A 17,470-nucleotide genomic window follows, 5' to 3' on the forward strand; every position below is an offset into this window, starting at 1 on the left:
GACGCATGAACAACGTTCAAATTATCCGAAAGACAATGAAACGTACGACATATGCAATCTTAGCCGGCCTGGTGGCTCTGGGAGCCATCGGATGCACGGACGTCGAAAAGACGGAGATACAGGTACCGAACAGCCACAGCAGCGAGTACTACCGCAACCTGCGTGAATACAAGAAGTCGGACCACGCCATCTGCTTCGGATGGTATGCCGGCTACACCTCCGACTCGTCGCCCTCGATGGGTCTCCACTTCACGGGTCTGCCCGACAGCATGGACATCATCAGCCTCTGGTCGGGCATCCCGTCGAACAACCCCGAATACGTCGAGTCGAGCGACTTCAACGAGCGCTACATGCCCAACGCCTACCGCGAGCTGCAGCAGGTGCGCGAGCAGAAGGGTACGCGCTTCGTCATGTGCCGCATCTGCCGCATCGAGGGAACCGGATTCGAGAAGAACGACGCCGGCATCGAGGCCTATGCCCTCTACCTGGCACGCTGCGTGCTGCGCAACAACCTCGACGGCCTTGACCTGGACTACGAGCCCGAAGGCGACTGGCTGCAGGGAGAGAACTTCACCAAGTTCATCCAGGTGCTGGGCCAATTCTTCGGCCCGAAGTCGGGCACGGACAAGCTGCTGATTGTCGACTTCTACGGCCAGGTGCCGCCCGCCGAGACGGAGCCCTACGTCGACTACTTCGTGCGCCAGTGCTACTCGTGCAGCAGAGCGACGACCCTGCAGGGATACTACGACCAGATGAGCAGCTGGTGCCCGCCCGAAAAGTTCATCGCCACGGAGCAGATGGGCTGGTACTGGAAGAACGGCGGCGTGGCCTTCACCGAGGAGGACGGCAACACCGTCGACTCGTGGGGCAACCCCCTCTACTCGGTCATCGGCATGGCCCGCTGGAACCCCGAGCAGGGGCACAAGGGCGGCTTCGGCGGCTACTACTTCGAGTATGAGTACAACACCACGCGTCCGGCCAATGCCACGCTGGGCGACATCGAGCAGAAGTCGATTCCCTACTACTCGATTCGCCGCGGCATCCAGGAACAGAATCCCGCAAACAAATAACCCCTCCTAACAAGCTAATCCGATGAAAAAGACCAACAGAATATTGCGTGCGGCAGCCGTGCTGCTGCTCCTGACCGCCGGTCTGGGCTCCTGCCAGGAGGCCGACGAATACGGAGACGCCGTCCTGATGACGGGCACCTCCTCCGACCCGATGGTCTCGTTCGCCATCGACGCACTGCCCTCGGCCTACTCGGTGACCGTCTCCTCGACGACCCAGGTCAGTTCGCCGGTGACGGCACAGGTGGCCGTCGACCCCTCGCTCGTCGAGGACTACAACGCCAAGATGGGCACCAACTACTACCCCATCCCCGACGGGGCCTACACGCTCTCGACCGACGAGGTGACCATCCCCGAAGGCCAGGCCGTATCGAGCTCGGCCGAGGTGATGATTGTCGACGACAGCGAGTTCGTCACGGGCCGCGTCTACGTGATTCCCGTAACCATCAAGAACGCCAACTTCCCGGTCATCGAGGCCAGCCGTACGATTTACCTCAAGGTATCGCGTACGATTCACTTCAAGGCGCCCTATGTGGGCAATGCCGCCATGGCCTACCAGTTCCTGCTGCCCGACCCCATTCCGTCGCTTCCGGTCTACACGTGGGAGGTGAAAATCTACGCCGACCGCTTCCGTGAGCTGGGCGCTTCGGGTACGACGCGTGTCTGCTCGTTCGGCGGCAACGAGACCTCGGTAGAGGGCGGTGCCATCGACGACGGCGGCTTCAAGTGCGACCAGAACCTGCTCCGCTTCGGCGAGGGTACGGACGACCCCAACCAGCTGCACGTGACCACCAAGCAGGGCAAGATGTCCTCCAACACGCGCTTCGCGACCAACCGCTGGTATGCCGTGGCGCTGGTTAACGACGGCAGCACGCTGACGCTCTACATCGACGGCGAGAAGGACAACTCGATTACGGTGGCTCCCTACGAGTATGCGCTCTACGGCGTACAGATTGGCATGCCGTCGGCCGGCTACCAGTCCTCGCAGCTCTTCTACGGCCGTCTGAACGAGATGCGTCTGTGGACGCGCGCCCTCTCGGCCCGCGAAATCAAGGCCAGCATCTGCGGCGTCGACCCCTCGACCGAGGGTCTGGTCTCCTACTGGCGCATGAACGAGGGTGAAGGCACCACCTTCTACGACCTCTCGCCCAACAAGCGCGACATCGCCTACACGAACGGCATCACCATCCAGTGGACCGACGACGACTACAACAAATGCGTTGAATAACCTCCAACCCGACACAAACCATGAAAAAGAACATAAAGAATCTTCTGACGCTCTGCGCCGCCGGAGTATTCGCTCTGGCGTCGGTCTCCTGCTCGGACGATGAGACGACGGTCGTACGGCCCAACGTCTCGCTGCCCGAGGCGGGGAGTCAGACCCCCGTGGCCGTCACCTGCGACGAGGTGCTGGCGGGCAACTACAGCCACTCCTTCACGCTGAAGCTCGACGAGCCGTCCGACATCGTCGCCATGGGCGACATCCGCGTCGACCCCGCGCTGGTCGACACCTACAACGCCGAGCACGGCACCGCGTATGTGCTCATGCCGGAGAACATCTACCGGATTCCCTACGACAACTTCGTCATCGCCGCCGGCCAGACCGAGTCCAACACCCTGACGGTCGAGTTCACCGGCTCGCTCTACGGGCTGCAGAAGGGTACGACCTACCTGCTCCCCATCGCGGCCGTCATCGACGAGACGATTGCCGACCGGGTCGACTGCAGCGACGTGGCCCACTACATCGCACTGGATGTTGACCGCGAGCTGATTTACACCCCGGGCCTCTCGATGCAGAACTACTCGAGCGCCATGTACCGCACCCTCTCGATACCCAACAACGAGGTGGTGACCATCGAGGGCAATACCCACACCTTCGAGATGCGCATCTTCTGCTACGGCTGGCACAGCGGCACGAACTACATCGGCACGTGGCGCGGCCAGGATACGAACAACAACAACGAGGCCTTCAGCGGATGCGAAGTCCGCGTCACGGGCGAGGAGGGTAACAGCAACATCGGCAACCGCCAGTGCGACCTGACGCTCGCCTCGCAGGGCAAGACCATCTCGACCGGCACGTGGCACACGATTTCGATTACGTGCGACGGTACGCAGACCGGTCAGCGCCAGGAGGTTGCCTACCGCTACTATCTGGACGGCGAGTTGATTGCCGAGGCTGCTCCCACGAAGCGTTTCGGCCCCACGTCGAGCCAGCGCTTCCAGGTGGGCTACACGCTTACGGGCTTCCAGTTCGGCTACGCCTCGAGCGGCTACTACTTCAACGGCCTGATTGGCGAAATCCGCATGTGGAAGGACTGCCTCACGCAGGAGGAGATTCGCTCGCACCTGCGCACGGTCGAGAATCCGTCGAAGGATGAGATGTACGCCTACTGGAAACTCGACGAGGGCGAGGGCACGACGCTCAAGGATTCGTCGGGCAACGGCCGCGATTTGACCTTCCCCGAGGGGACCGAGGTTGCCTGGGGCGCCGAACTCGAGGACTAATCTCCGCACAACAAGGGCTCCGGGCCGCAGAGTGCTCCCGGAGGCCATCCACGGAAAACCGCGCATCACACAAGGATGCGCGGTTTTTTCGTGCCCGCGGCGGACGGCACGAACGGAAGGCGTGTGCGGCAACACGGATAGGCGACGGAACGGCGGCGACCCGGAAAGGCGGTGCGGTGCCGTCGCGGCGAGAAGAGGGTGCGGCAGGAAGAGGGTGCGGCAGGAAGAGTGCGCAGCAAGGTGGCCGCAGGGCCCGCGGCGGCGAAAAAATGCACGGCGGGGCGCCCCCGGCGCGGCATTGTGGCGACAAAACGCTATCTTTGTTCCCGAAAACCCATCTGCGGAAGGGCGCCGCACAGCGCGCCGCCGCATCGCACGACCATGACACAACTCCGCCCCCTCTTTCCCGACCTCGACCCCCGACGTCCGCTGCTCATCGCCGGCCCCTGCAGCGCCGAGACCGAAGAGCAGCTCCTGACCACCGCCCGCGCGCTGGCCGCACAGGGGCTGCGCATCTTCCGCGCCGGACTCTGGAAGCCCCGCACCAAGCCGGGCGGCTTCGAGGGTGTAGGCGCGGCGGGGCTCGTATGGATGGAGCGCGTGCGGCGCGAGACGGGGATGCGCGTGGCCACCGAGGTCGCCACGCGCGAGCACGTTGCGGCGGCACTCGATGCCGGCATCGACCTGCTGTGGCTGGGGGCCCGCACCGTCTCGAACCCCTTCGCCGTGCAGGAGGTTGCCGACGCACTGCGGGGACACGACATCCCCGTGCTGGTGAAGAACCCCGTGAGCCCCGACATCGACCTCTGGGTCGGCGGCATCGAGCGGCTGCTCAACGCCGGCATCGGACGGCTGGGGGCCGTCCACCGGGGCTTCGGCGCCGCCGACTGCGGCGGTTACCGCAATCCGCCGCAGTGGGCCATCCCCATCGAGCTGCGCCGCCGCATGCCCTCGCTGCCGCTGCTCTGCGACCCGAGCCATATCGGCGGACGGCGCGAGCTGGTCGCTCCGCTGGCCCACCAGGCGATGGAGCTGGGCTTCGACGGGGTGATGGTCGAGGTGCACTGCGACCCCGCACGGGCGTGGAGCGACGCCGGGCAGCAGCTCACCCCCGACGAGCTGAAGGAGCTCGCGGCGCATCTGGAGCTGCGCCGCGTTGCCGACGCGGGCGACGGGCTGGCCGAGATGCGCCTCGAGATTGACCGCCTCGACGACCAGTTGGTCGAGCTGCTCGACCGCCGCATGGCCGTCTCGCGCCGCATCGGCCGCTACAAGCGCGAGCATGCGATGCCGGTGCTCCAGTCGCGCCGCTACGAGGAGCTGCTCGCCCGCCGCACGGCCGAGGCCGCTGCGCTGGGGATGGCTCCCGAGTTCATGCGCAGCGTGCTGCAGGCTATCCACGAGGAGTCGGTGCGCCAGCAGCTCTCGCTGCCCGAGGACGAAGCGAAGCGGTGACGTCCTCCGACGCCTGAGTCCGGACGACCGACCGACGCCGACATCCGGCCAATCCGGCCAACCCGGCCGCACACCGCACGCACTGCACCGTCGCCTCCCGGATTCGTCATGCCCGCCGGCAACCGCCCGCACCCTCCTCTCCACGCACGTCGGTCGCCGCCGCCACACTCCGCAACTCCGCCCCGGCTCCGCCGTTCCCCGCCCTGCACTCCCGGCCGCGCTGCGCTCCTTCCTCCCCATCTCCTGGAAAAATTTGCCTTCCGGACGGAAAAACTCCACCCGACTTCCGCTGCCGCGGCATCCTGCGCCCCGAAGTGTTACATTTGCATGAAAAGTGTCGCCGCAGAGCGCCATTCCCGAAACGGTTTCGTAATTTTGAGGCGGAATCGGAGTCCGGATGCCCCCGCGCAACGGCCGGCACCCACGTACTACCGCAAAAACGCAGCTATGGCAAAACAAAAGATTCTGGTGGTGGACGACGAAGAGTCGCTCTGCGAAATCCTGCAGTTCAACCTCGAGGTCGAGGGCTACGAGGCCGACGTGGCCTACAGCGCCGAACAGGCCCTTACGATGCATCCCGAGCGCTACTCGCTCATCCTGCTCGACGTGATGATGGGCGAGATGAGCGGCTTCCGCATGGCCCAGCAGCTCAAGGCCAACCCCGCCACGGCCGGCGTGCCGATTATCTTCTGCACGGCCAAGGACAGCGAGGACGACACGGTGGCGGGGCTCAACCTCGGCGCCGACGACTACATCACCAAGCCCGTCTCCATCCGCGAGGTGCTGGCCCGCGTCAAGAGCGTGCTGCGCCGCACGGCCCAGCGCGAGGAGGAGCCCGAGACGCTCGACTACGGCCCCCTGCACATGGACCTGCGCAGCAAGACCAGCACGCTCGAGGGCGAGGAGCTGCGCCTGACCAAGAAGGAGTTCGAGATTCTGGCCCTGCTGCTGAGCCATCCGGGCGTCATCTTCTCGCGCGAGGAGATTCTCCACCGCGTCTGGAGCGACGAGGTGATTGTCCTGGACCGCACCATCGACGTCAACATCACCCGCCTGCGCCGCAAAATCGGCGCCTGCGGCGAACACATCGTCACCCGCCCGGGCTATGGCTACGGTTTCGAAATGTAGGCTCTCCTACCACCGGCGGCTCTTCCTGCTGCTGCTCGGCATCTCGTGGGTGCTCGTGGGCTGCTTCGTCGCCTACCAGTACGGCCGCGAGAAATACTTCAAAATCGAGCGGCTCGACGCCCGGCTCCAGCTGCTCAACCTCCGCCTGCTCGACGAGCTGGCCGCCGGCGTGCGGCCCGACTCGCTCATGGCCGGGAATGCCGGCCGCTTCCCGGGGCTGCGGCTGACGATTCTCGACCACAAGGGGCGCGTCCACTACGACTCGCGCAGCGACACGACCCGACTGGCCAACCACCTCAACCGTCCCGAGGTGCGCGCGGCGCTCATCAACGGCTCGGGATATACGCTCGAGCGCCTCTCGGAGAGCACCCACGGACACTACTTCTACTCGGCCATGCGGGGCGACAGCCTCATCGTCCGCTCGGCGCTCCCCTACAACCTCGAACTGAGCGAGGTGCTGGCCGCCGACCGGGGCTTTCTCTGGTTCATGCTGGGCGTCACGCTGCTGATGAGCGTGGCGGGCTACTTCGCCACGCGCCGCCTGGGCCACAACATCGTCCGCCTGCGCGACTTCGCCGAGCGGGCCGAGCGCGGCGAGGTCATCGCCGAGAGCGAGCCCTTCCCCCACGACGAGCTGGGCGACATCTCGAACAACATCATCCGCCTCTACGCCCAGCTGCAGAAGGCGACCGCCGAACGCGACCGCCAGCACGAGCTCATGCTGCACGAGGAGCAGGAGAAAATCCGCATCAAGAAGCAGCTTACCAACAACATCAACCACGAGCTGAAGACCCCCGTGGCGGCCATCCAGGGCTACCTGGAGACGCTGCTGGCCAACCCCGGCATCGACGCCGCACGGCAACGCGCCTTCCTCGAGAAGAGCCTGGCCCAGACGGGCCGCCTCCGACAGCTGCTCACCGATGTCTCCATCATCACGCGCATGGACGAGGGGAGCCAGCTCATCAGCAAGGAGCCCGTCGTGCTCAACGACATCATCGCCGAGGTGGCGGCCGACGTCCAGCTGCTGCCGCCCGAACGCCGGCTGCGCGTCCACTGCGACTTCCCGGGGCCGGTCGAAGTCTGCGGCAGCCCCTCGCTGCTCACCTCCGTCTTCCGCAACCTGACGGACAACGCCACGGCCTACTCCTCGGGACGCGACATCTTCATCCGCCTGCTGGCCGACGACGAGGAGTCGTGCACCATCTCCTTCGCCGACAACGGCATCGGCATCGAAGAGGAGCACCTGCCCCACATCTTCGAACGCTTCTACCGCATCGACAAGGGGCGTTCGCGCAAGATGGGCGGCACGGGGCTCGGCCTGTCGATTGTCCGCAACGCCATCGCCATCCACGGCGGCACAATCACGGCGCACAACCGCCCGCAGGGGGGCCTCGAATTCATCTTCACGCTCCGAAAGCACTCCTGAGGGCATCCGTCACCGAGACGAAATCCGGTTGTAACGGTTCTGTAACAATTGTTTCGTTCCTTTGCAGCGTCGCATCACGCGCATGCGGCACCCGTCAAAGAGCAACGAAACCTTATCAACCGGAGTATGTCACCTCTATTCACCTTCATCGTCATCGTACTGGCCGTGCTGGCCGTACTGGGCATCGTCGTCGGCGTGGCCAACGACGCGGTCAACTTCCTCAACTCGGCCCTCGGGTCGAAAGTCGCGCCGCGACGCACGATTCTGTGGGTCGCCTCGGCCGGCATCCTCATCGGCACGCTCACCTCGAGCGGCATGATGGAGGTCGCCCGCAGCGGCGTCTTCTACCCCTCGGAGTTCACCTTCCCGGAGGTGATGATGCTCTTCCTGGGCATGATGCTGGGCAACGTGCTGCTGCTCGACCTCTTCAACACGCTCGGACTGCCCACCTCGACCACCGTCTCGATGGTCTTCGGACTGCTGGGCGCCGCCGTCGCCGCAGCGCTGCACCGCATCTGGGTCGACCCGGCCTTCGAGCTCTCCAACCTCTCGCAGTTCATCAACTCGGGCAAGGCGATGGTCATCATCGCGGCGATTCTGGTCTCGGTGGCGCTCGCCTTCGGCGCGGGCATCCTCTTCATGTACATCTCGCGCCTCATCTTCTCGTTCCGCTACGCCCCCGCCTTCCGCCGCTACGGTGCCGTATGGTGCGGCATCTCCTTCGCCGGCATCATCTACTTCGCCCTCTTCAAGGGGCTCAAGAGCTCGGGGCTCATTCCCCCCTACATCAACGAATACGTCGCCGAGCACACCCTGCTGACGCTGCTGGTGCTGTGGGCCGCCGCCTCCGTGGTGCTGTGGCTGCTGCAGCGCATGCGGCTCAACATCATGCGCGTCACCATCCTGGCCGGCACCTTCTCGCTGGCGCTCGCCTTCGCCGGCAACGACCTGGTCAACTTCATCGGCGTGCCCCTGGCCGGATACGACTCCTACCGCATCGCCCTCGAGGCCGGCACCGAGCAGCTCACCATGGGACAGCTGATGAACCCCGCACAGGCCAACTTCCTGCTGCTGGTCGCCGCCGGCGTCATCATGGTGCTGACGCTCTTCTTCTCCAAGAAGTCGCGCCACGTCACCGAAACCGAGCTCTCGCTCGCCTCGCAGCACGAGGGTGACGAGCGCTTCGGCTCGACGCTCGCCTCGCGCGTGCTGGTCCGCGCAACGCTCATGCTCAACAACTTCTGGTCGGGCCTCATCCCCGCACGCCTGCAGGCGGCCATCGACCGCCGCTTCGAGCCGCTGCCCGTCGAGGAGCGCTCGTCGGCCCCCTACGACATGATTCGCGCCGTGGTGAACCTCACGGCCGCCTCGATTCTCATCGCCGTGGCCACCTCCTACAAGCTGCCGCTCTCGACCACCTACGTGGTCTTCATGGTGGCCATGGGTTCGTCGCTGGCCGACCGCTCGTGGGGCCGCGAGAGCGCCGTCTACCGCATCACGGGCGTGATGGCCGTCATCTCGGGATGGTTCATCACCGCGCTGGGCGGATTCGTCATCGCGCTGGGCGTCACGCTGCTGCTGCTCTGGGGCGGATGGATTGCCGCCGTGGCACTCACGGCCATCTGCGCCTGGCTGCTCATCCGCAGCCACCGCAAGACGCCCGAGCTGAAGGAGGAGGCCGAGAAGTCCCGCATCGAGCAGGCCGAAACGGCCGACGACGTGCTCTACACCTGCATCGAGGAGGTCTGCACCACCATGGAGCAGGTGACGCGCATCTACAACCGCACGCTGGTGGCCGTCTTCAAGGAGAACCGCAAGGTGCTCAAGGAGATGGTGCAGGCCTCGAACCGGCTCTTCGAGGAGGCCCGCGCCCGCAAGTACGGCATCATGCCGACGCTGCGCCGCCTGCGCAACAGCGACATCGACACGGGACACTTCTACGTCCAGGTAGTCGACTACCTCTCGGAGGTGACCAAGGCGCTCATCCACATCACGCGCCCGGCCTTCGAACACATCGACAACAACCACGAGGGGCTCTCGAAGGAGCAGATTGTCGACCTGATGCGGGTGAACGATGACGTGGAGGCCATATTCGTCAAAATCAACGAGATGCTCCGCTCGAAGGACTTCTCGGAGCTGGACAAGGTGCTGGAGATGCGCGACCGGCTCTTCGAGACCATCGTCGGGGCGGTCAAGAGCCAGCTGCGCCGCATCCACGACGACGAGAGCACCGGCACTCGTTCGAGCGTGCTCTACCTGACGGTGCTCAACGAGACGAAGACCATGGTGCTGCAGGCGCGCAACCTGCTCAAGTCGCAGAGCTACTTCCTCGAGCACAAGAAGTAGCACGGCGCCGAGGACTCTCCCCCGCCGCAACGCCGCAAGGGCCCCCGCCACAAGCAGGGGCCCTTTTTTATAGCCGCAATGTCACACGGCCGACATCGGGATGCAACACCGGCGCGCTATCTTTGTCGGTGAAAGGAGCAAGGTACCGGAACACACACCTTGAAGCTCTTTTCCGGTTTCACCCGCGGGAACGCCCGGCCCGAAGCCCTGCCGCTCCCTTCGTGAACGGGAAATCTGCTTTTCTTCATACACCGGATTTGGAGAGGCCGCTGCACCCCGACGGGGAGACAGCGGCCTCGGGTTGTTTCTGCGAAGGGGCGGCGGCAGCGGATGCGCTACTCCTCCATGTCGTGGAGGTGGATTTCGAGGGCCCGCACCGAGATGCGCACCTCGTGGAGCGAGACGCCGAGCGAGCCGATGAGGCAGAGCAGCGCCACGCCGAAGACATAGGCCGAGAGGCTCTGGAGGCCGACGTAAATCAGCAGCATGGTCACCACGCAGAGGAAGAGGCTCGCCACGCCGAGCGCCTGCATCGTACGGGTCAGGCGCAGCCGGCGGCGCAGGTTCTCGATTTGCGCCCGCGTCACCCGCGAGGGCTGCTGCCGGTGCTGCTCGTGGAGCGAACGCACCAGCTGCGCGTAGGAGAGGAAACGGTTGGTGTAGGCCAGCAGGATGAGGGAGATGGCCGGGAAAAGCAGCGCCGGCGTCGTGAGTGTCAGTTCTTCCATATCGAATATCTTGAAACGGGTGGGAGGGCAAAGGTAGCCATTTTTTCGCGACAAAGCGCCGCCCGGGGCGGAGAAAGCCGCGCCGCGCAACCGTTCCCGCACCCTCGGGTTTTGGTTATCCCGTTTTTTATCCGTAACTTTAGCTCAACCATACAACCTAAAACCCTTGAACCAATGAAAAAGTACTTAGCGGAAATGGTCGGGACGATGGTCCTCGTCCTGATGGGATGCGGCAGCGCCGTATTCGCAGGGAGTGTGGCCGGCGGTGTGGGCGCCGGCGTCGGAACAATCGGAGTGGCGCTGGCCTTCGGTCTCTCGGTCGTTGCCATGGCCTATACGATTGGCAACGTCTCGGGGTGCCACATCAACCCCGCCATCACCTTCGGAGTCTTCCTCTCGGGGCGCATGAGCGGCCGTGAGGCGGCCGCATACATGGTTGCCCAGGTCATCGGCGCCATCGTCGGTTCGGCAATCCTCTATGCGCTGACGGCGAGCGGCAGCCACGGCGGCCCCACCGCAACGGGCGCCAACAGCTTTGCCGACGGCATGATGCTCCAGGCCTTCATCGCCGAGGCGGTCTTCACCTTCATCTTCGTGCTGGTGGTGCTGGGGACCACCGACGCCAAGCAGGGCGCCGGCAACCTGGCGGGTCTGGCCATCGGTCTGACGCTGGTGCTGGTACACATCGTCTGCATCCCGATTACGGGGACGTCGGTCAATCCGGCCCGCTCGATTGGCCCGGCCCTCTTCGAGGGGGGCACGGCGCTCGCGCAGCTGTGGCTCTTCATCGTGGCGCCGCTGGTCGGTGCGGCGCTCAGCGCCGGGGTATGGCGCCTGCTCGCCGACAAACGGAGCGCCCGTCCCGCCGGCAAGCGGAAGTAGCGGAAGGGGTCCGGCCCCGTCCCGACAGGCACAAGGCCGGAAGCCCCCGGCTCGACATCACGACAAACCCCTGCCGACCTGTGCGGCAGGGGTTTGTCGCTTTTGAAGCGGAGCGGGAACTATCGTCCGAACCACTCCAGGAAGGAGTCGCGCTGCGAGGCGCTGACAAGCTCCTCACGCTCCTGACAGGGGCTCCTGAACCTTATCTTCAGCCTCCCCTGGTCGAACTTGCGGACCTCCCGGATGACGTTCCGATTGACGATGCAGCTCCGGGAAACCCGGTGGAAAAGCTCCGGCGGCAACAGCTCGACCAACTCCTTGAGTTTGTAATCCACCAGATACTCCTGCCCGGAGAATGTGTGGAGCGTAACATACTTGTCGTCCGCATCAAAGAGCGCCATCTCCTCCACCTCGACCGCCACATAACGGTTTCCGCAGCTGACCAGCAGCCGGTTCTGACTGGTCCGCCTGCCCCCGACCGCCGCGAGCAGACTGACATACCTCCGGACATTCGCCTCCGCAACGCCGACCTGATATTCGTGCTTTTCGACGGCGCGCAGCAAATCCCCGTCCTCAATGGGCTTGAGCAGATAATCGATGCTGTTTACGCGGAATGCCCGGATGGCCCATTCGTCGTGCGAGGTGGTGAAGATGATGGGATTGCCCACGCGGCACTGGTTGAAGATTTCGAAACACTGGCCGTCGGAGAGCTCCACGTCCATAAAAACCAGAGAGTCGTCATCGGGATGCCGGCGAAAATAATCCACGCTCTCACGCACCGTGCCGAGTATGCACAGCAACCTGTAAGAGGGGCGGAGCCGGCCTATCGCCTCGGCAAGCATCCGGGCTCCGAACTGTTCATCTTCTATGATTATGTAATTCATCATATTCATCGGTCAAGGTATGAGAGTTCGACCCGGAAACACGCTCCGTCGCCTCCGTAGGTCATCGTACCGCCCTGGAGCCTGTAGCATTCGCGGATGTAGCCGAGTCCGAACGAACTCGAAGCGACGTTGCTTCGGGGGTGTATCGGATTCGAGACGACGATTCGCTCCGCTTCGACCCTGACGGAAACGGTCATCGGCTTCCGGAGCGATATTTCGTTGTGCTTGGCGATGTTCTCGATGAGCATCTGCAGCACGAGCGGCAGAATCCGATGCCCGCCGACATGCTCCCGCCCCTGGAAATCGACATTCAGCGCGTTGTTGTAGCGAATCGAGAGAATCGACACGTAATGCCACATGAAATCGAGCTCCTCGGAGAGCGGAACCGTCGATTTGTCGCGCACCTCGAGGACATGGCGGTACAGACGGGACAAATTGCGGGTGAATTCACACGCCCCGTCGGGATTGCTGCGGATGAGGTAGAGCAGGTTGTTGAGCGAATTGAACAGGAAGTGGGGATTGACCTAGGCGTTGAGCAGATTGTACTTGTAGGCCAGCAGCTCCTGGCGGGCGACATCCTGCCTGTGGCGCAGCTCATAGGCCGCAGCCACATGATAGGCAACCTCGACACACATGAAAATAACGATGTTGTAGAGTATCGTCCCGGGCACATCGACCGTCGTCTCGGGTTGGAAAATCCGCGCCACGACAAGAAACAGCCTGTTGATGATGAAGAGCAGCAGGAACGACAGCACGGCGTCGACCGTCATCTTCAGCCATAGTGCCGGCTTCCTCCGGAACCGGCTCCACAACGTGAAAATCACAAGGTAGTTCGACAACAGAATCAACAGGCACGGGACCATGTTGTACAGCAGGTCCGACAGGCAGGCTCCCGGCGAATCGTAGGGCAGCAGTTCGTTGTGACGCACCAGGTTGTAGAACAGCTGAAGGATGATGTCGAAGAGTATGCCGACTCCTGTTCCGACAAGGAGGTATTTCCCGTCAAGTCTCCGCATAAACATTCCTGCGTTTGCAACGTAAAGATAAAAATCATTTCCCAATCGGACAAAATCTTCGTCTTCATATTCGGATTCACTCCGCAAATATCGGAGTTCATCCTTCCAAAACGGGAGTTCACTCCTCCGGGCGATTGGGTTTCGGAGGGTTTTGACTTAATTAGCATTGGAAAAACAAATCCCTACAATCATCACAGTTATGGTACACAGACTTCTCTCGACAATTGCGTTGACCTCCATGCTTTTGTGCGTCAACAGCTCCGAATCGGATTCCGACCCTGTCATGAAGCCGTCCAGGCCCGGGCAGATAACCGTAACCGTGCAGGATGACCGGCAGACGGCCCTGCTCTCCATCGCTCCGCTCGACGATGCGCTGCGCTACGTATGGTTCAAGGACGGTGCTCTGTTCGAAACGACCGAACAACCGCAATGCACGGTCAGTGAAAACGGCATCTACAAGGTTGCCGGAGAGAACGAGGCGGGACGAGGCGCTTTCAGCGACGAGGCGCAGGTCGACCTCTCGGAGTTCGGGCCGGACAACCTGCTCACCGAAGAGTTCATTCCCGATGCAGCCTTCAGAGAGTAGCTCAACGAGAAGCTCGCCGGCGGAAGCGGTTTCTACTCCATCACCGATGCGGCCGCCTATGATGGCGAGTTTGACATCAACTCCGAAACGGGTATCTCGAACATCGATGGCATCCGGTATTTCACCTCTCTGAAGCGGCTCAAGTGCAGCGAAATTACCTTGCTCTCCTCCATGGAGGAGATTCTCCAGCTCACCAAACTCGAGTATCTGTGGATAATGTTCAGCAGCTGCACCGAGTTCGACCTTACCCCGCTCAAGAATCTCGAGGAGGCCCACATCATGGCCAACTCGGCCTGCAAGCCCGACGGACTGAAGGTCGCAGGGTTGAACAAACTGCGCAGCCTGAGCTGCAACAACAATCTCGAATCGCTCGACCTGACGGGATGCACGGCTCTCGAAGAGCTGGTCTGCTCCTACAATTCGCTCTCGGACGACAAACTGATTCTGCCCGACGGAGCACCCCTCTCGATTCTTGCCGTGCATACGAACGGAAACCTGACCCGAATGGAGCTGTCGAAATACGCATCGACACTCACCTTCCTCAACATCGGGAATACGGGATTCAAGGAGCTTGACCTGACCGGATTGACCCGACTCGAGGACCTGAGCATCGAAAACTGCGGCATGAACTCCTCCGCACTGACCGGACTGGCGAACTGCACCAGCCTCAAGAGTCTGCGCATCGACTCGAACAATTTCGACAAGCTCGACGTCTCGACACTGACCAATCTCGAGATGCTGCGCTGCGACTTCAACCGCCTGACGTCCATGGACCTGAGTCACAACGGGAAAATCCAGGAGCTCAGCTTCCAGGACAACGAACTTGAGGACATCACGCTCACGAATCTATCGCAATGCTGGTACATGAATCTCACCCAAAACGCCCTGAGACGGGTCGATTTGACGCCGTGCATCGCATTGGAGCAGTTCTTCTGCAACGGCAACAAGCTCAAAAAGCTGGAGAACAAACAGGTTGAAATCAAACTCTCGGAGGAGTACGACGTCGAACGGCTCAACGGCAGCGACTTCAACACCTACTGCGACGAAATCGGCAAATACTTCTATTCCTACGACGGAACGGGCATCTTCGTTCACGAATTTTCGGACAAGGAGTAATCCCGGGACCCAGGACCGCAGAGACTCCGAAGCACCCCCAGACAAAAAGCTGTTCTCTGCAGAATCGAAGCAGGGTCCGACCCCGGCCCTGCGCCTCGCACAACGAGACGACGGAACCGAAATACGGGGCAAGGGAAAGGGCAAGAAAGGGAAAACGAAATGAGGGGGGGGGCGGATGACGAAGATTCAATGCTTTGTCCATCCGCCCTTCCGCTCAGGAGGATACGCAGTCGGAATACCAGAGCCCCCCTCCACTTTTTGGATACATCCCCCCGGCCCATGGTAGGGGCGTTTTAAGGTCGCAGGTGCCGAGTCCCCTCATGCACCGGCATACAAAAACAAAAAAGGAGAATCCCTAAAGATTCTCCCTTCTGCTTTGGAGCGGAAAACGGATTTCCGACCCAAGCATATTCCTCGTTAACAATCAGCGCATTACGTGAAGCATTTTCCTCAAAGGTCACTCCCGCGATGCGGTCATCATGCACTCGTTTGCATCCCAATGCTTTCGACAAAGATAAGAAATCTTCAGTCCAAATACAAACTCAAAATCCGATTTTGCGCCGCGACCGCTCCGGCTGCCCAAGCACTTCCAAGCGGCAGTATCCGTCGAGTTGCTCGAACGAAGGTTCCGCGCCCTGCAGGATTATGTCAATCGTCCGTTTGCGGGCGATGTTCTCGATCTGTCCGCCGCTGAAATCGTACCTTTCGGCCAGCGTGGCGGCGGTCTGTTCGTCAAGCGCCGGGATCATCGACCGCCAGATCCGGCTCTTCGCCTCCACAGAGGGTTTCTCAAACTCAATCTTGTAGAGAAACCGCCGCTCGAAAGCCCGGTCCAGATTCTGTGTAAGGTTGGTCGTAGCGATCAGAATGCCATCCAACTGCTCCATCTCTTGCAGAATGATATTCTGGATCGAGTTTTCCATCTTCTCCACGGCCTGGCTGGCTCCCTCCTGGCGGATGCCCAGCACGGCGTCTGCCTCATTGAAGAGCAGGATGGGAGCCGGTTTCGAATAACGGGTATAGGCGCGGTAACGATCGAAAGCCTCCTTGATGTTCTTCTCGCTTTCGCCGACCCAACAGCTCTTGATCTGCGAAACATCGACAACCATCAGATCGCGGCCCGTGCGGCGTGCCAGCTGGTAGACCGTCTCGGTCTTGCCTGTCCCCGGCGCTCCGTAGAAAAGGCAGGCAAAGCCCTTGCGCATGCCGCCGGCCTCCAGCCGCTGCTGGATGTCGGTGAAGTGTTCGGGGGCGAGGAGTTCCCCCAGCCGGTCGATCTGTCGCTGCACCGACGGGTTGTAGAAGAGCTCCTTGGCGGCAAAGGTCGTGCAGTCGAGCAGATCCCTCCCCTTGCGACTCTTGTGCTCGACATAACGCAAACCGACGAAAAGAGCCTCCCGGGCCGTGCGAGTCAGGTGGAAATACTCCGGATCTTCCAATCCGTTTGCGTTATAGGGCTCGATGATTTTCCGTTCGCACAGTTTGAGATCCGAGGCATTCATCATCCAGGAAAGGAACCGTTGCTCATCCCCCGTAAAATAGTCCTGCCAGTCCCGCATCCGGAGGTATGCCTTGCCCTTGTTCACATAGAGATGGCAGAAGACGTAAAACAGCAGGCGTTCCACGTCTTCGGACAAATCATAGATTTGGAGCGTCTGACAGAACGGCAATTCCGGATTGGCTGCCACCAGCGCATCCAGATCGGCGAGCAGCAGATTCCGGTCCTCTTTCATCCGGTCAAGAATCTTCTCCATGCGGTCGAAGAGCTGCTCGACAGTCAGGTTGTCGATGGGCGCCGGCTCGAAGGCGCGGTTTTCCTTGACGGCCTCCACGACCTCCATCGGGACGGAGTAGAAGAGCGTGTTCTCCTTTTTGAGTCGCCAAATGAGGTGGCGCTGTGCCAGGCGGTCGGCTGCGGCCATCAACGAGATAATCCGCACCGTACGGCAACCGATCAGGTCGGAAAAATCGCTGATCTGAATCCGCGGATCGGTGCTTTTCTCCATAAAGAGGGCAAAGGCCAATGCCTGCTCCTCATCAAGCGACATGCATTCGGACACATACGTCAACGCCGAATGGGCCTTTTCTGAAAAGGGCGTTTCGAGTTTCAGTTCTATGGCCAAATTCACGATCTGCTCGATGGCTCCGATCAAGGTCCACGCCGGCTCCTTCGGGTTCTTTACCAATGGCTGATCAACCTCCGTTTTCGGGCTCGTGCCCCTCTTCGTCTCAAGATGTTCCATCATTTCCGTATTTTTTCTCCGGCAAAGTTCAACCAGTAATCTGCCGAAATCCGGCGCATGCATTCTTTTTTGAAAAAAATGGCATACC

General features: G+C 61.8%; 14 protein-coding genes and 1 pseudogene. 10 read left to right on the plus strand and 5 right to left on the minus strand.

The window, feature by feature from the left end; translation table 11 throughout:
* Positions 1 to 35 precede the first annotated feature (35 nt).
* The 7 genes from C8267_RS06605 to C8267_RS06635 all read left to right on the plus strand — a co-directional run bounded on the left by C8267_RS06605 (position 36) and on the right by C8267_RS06635 (position 9,927).
* On the plus strand, positions 36 to 1,070 hold the full coding sequence (locus tag C8267_RS06605) for an endo-beta-N-acetylglucosaminidase family protein (RefSeq protein WP_106634102.1): 1,035 nt from the start codon (positions 36 to 38) through the stop codon (positions 1,068 to 1,070).
* A 22-nt stretch (positions 1,071 to 1,092) separates the two neighbouring features.
* Positions 1,093 to 2,295: a DUF1735 and LamG domain-containing protein gene (locus C8267_RS06610; protein ID WP_106634103.1), complete on the plus strand. Its 1,203-nt coding sequence runs from the start codon at positions 1,093 to 1,095 to the stop codon at positions 2,293 to 2,295.
* Between the two features lie 20 nt (positions 2,296 to 2,315).
* Positions 2,316 to 3,572, plus strand: coding sequence for a BT_3987 domain-containing protein (locus C8267_RS06615; protein ID WP_106634104.1), 1,257 nt, complete (start codon positions 2,316 to 2,318; stop codon positions 3,570 to 3,572).
* Between the two features lie 381 nt (positions 3,573 to 3,953).
* Positions 3,954 to 5,027, plus strand: a complete 1,074-nt coding sequence (locus tag C8267_RS06620) for a bifunctional 3-deoxy-7-phosphoheptulonate synthase/chorismate mutase type II (RefSeq protein ID WP_106634105.1) — start codon at positions 3,954 to 3,956, stop codon at positions 5,025 to 5,027.
* A 447-nt stretch (positions 5,028 to 5,474) separates the two neighbouring features.
* Entirely contained in the window at positions 5,475 to 6,155 is a 681-nt protein-coding gene (locus C8267_RS06625) for a response regulator transcription factor (RefSeq protein WP_087362747.1), read from the plus strand.
* Positions 6,133 to 7,581: a sensor histidine kinase gene (locus C8267_RS06630; RefSeq protein ID WP_106634106.1), complete on the plus strand. Its 1,449-nt coding sequence runs from the start codon at positions 6,133 to 6,135 to the stop codon at positions 7,579 to 7,581. Before C8267_RS06625 ends, C8267_RS06630 begins: the two co-directional genes overlap by 23 nt.
* A 126-nt stretch (positions 7,582 to 7,707) precedes the next feature.
* The gene (locus C8267_RS06635) at positions 7,708 to 9,927 is read left to right on the plus strand and encodes an inorganic phosphate transporter (RefSeq protein ID WP_106634107.1); all 2,220 of its coding nucleotides are present in this window, start codon (positions 7,708 to 7,710) and stop codon (positions 9,925 to 9,927) included.
* Between the two features lie 335 nt (positions 9,928 to 10,262).
* On the opposite strand, the gene C8267_RS06640 is transcribed toward C8267_RS06635, so the two are convergent.
* Positions 10,263 to 10,655, minus strand: coding sequence for a DUF2721 domain-containing protein (locus C8267_RS06640; protein ID WP_087362732.1), 393 nt, complete (start codon positions 10,653 to 10,655; stop codon positions 10,263 to 10,265).
* A gap of 174 nt (positions 10,656 to 10,829) precedes the next feature.
* Between C8267_RS06640 and C8267_RS06645 the strand changes: the two genes are divergently transcribed.
* Positions 10,830 to 11,537: an MIP family channel protein gene (locus C8267_RS06645; RefSeq protein WP_106634108.1), complete on the plus strand. Its 708-nt coding sequence runs from the start codon at positions 10,830 to 10,832 to the stop codon at positions 11,535 to 11,537.
* A gap of 119 nt (positions 11,538 to 11,656) precedes the next feature.
* Here the strand turns inward: C8267_RS06645 and C8267_RS06650 are convergent, their stop codons facing one another.
* The 3 genes and pseudogenes from C8267_RS06650 to C8267_RS06660 all read right to left on the minus strand — a co-directional run bounded on the left by C8267_RS06650 (position 11,657) and on the right by C8267_RS06660 (position 13,437).
* Positions 11,657 to 12,424, minus strand: a complete 768-nt coding sequence (locus C8267_RS06650) for a LytR/AlgR family response regulator transcription factor (protein ID WP_158699743.1) — start codon at positions 12,422 to 12,424, stop codon at positions 11,657 to 11,659.
* A 2-nt stretch (positions 12,425 to 12,426) separates the two neighbouring features.
* A pseudogene (locus C8267_RS06655) lies at positions 12,427 to 12,933 on the minus strand (sensor histidine kinase); the annotation flags it as partial.
* 12 nt (positions 12,934 to 12,945) lie between these two features.
* Positions 12,946 to 13,437, minus strand: a complete 492-nt coding sequence (locus C8267_RS06660) for a hypothetical protein (protein WP_158699744.1) — start codon at positions 13,435 to 13,437, stop codon at positions 12,946 to 12,948.
* Positions 13,438 to 13,720: 283 nt separating this feature from the next.
* On the opposite strand from C8267_RS06660, the gene C8267_RS06665 reads away from it, so the two are divergent.
* Positions 13,721 to 14,023 carry a hypothetical protein gene (locus tag C8267_RS06665; protein WP_158699745.1) on the plus strand — a complete coding sequence of 101 codons (303 nt, stop codon included), beginning with the start codon at positions 13,721 to 13,723 and terminating at the stop codon, positions 14,021 to 14,023.
* Positions 14,024 to 14,194: 171 nt separating this feature from the next.
* The gene (locus C8267_RS06670) at positions 14,195 to 15,139 is read left to right on the plus strand and encodes a leucine-rich repeat domain-containing protein (protein ID WP_106634113.1); all 945 of its coding nucleotides are present in this window, start codon (positions 14,195 to 14,197) and stop codon (positions 15,137 to 15,139) included.
* Positions 15,140 to 15,681: 542 nt separating this feature from the next.
* Here C8267_RS06670 and C8267_RS06675 read toward each other — a convergent pair.
* Positions 15,682 to 17,385 (minus strand): ATP-binding protein, encoded by a 1,704-nt coding sequence (locus C8267_RS06675; protein WP_158699746.1) that lies wholly within the window; start codon positions 17,383 to 17,385, stop codon positions 15,682 to 15,684.
* Positions 17,386 to 17,470 lie beyond the last annotated feature (85 nt).

The organism is Alistipes sp. Marseille-P5061 (genome assembly GCF_900290115.1).
Taxonomy (GTDB): domain Bacteria; phylum Bacteroidota; class Bacteroidia; order Bacteroidales; family Rikenellaceae; genus Alistipes; species Alistipes excrementigallinarum.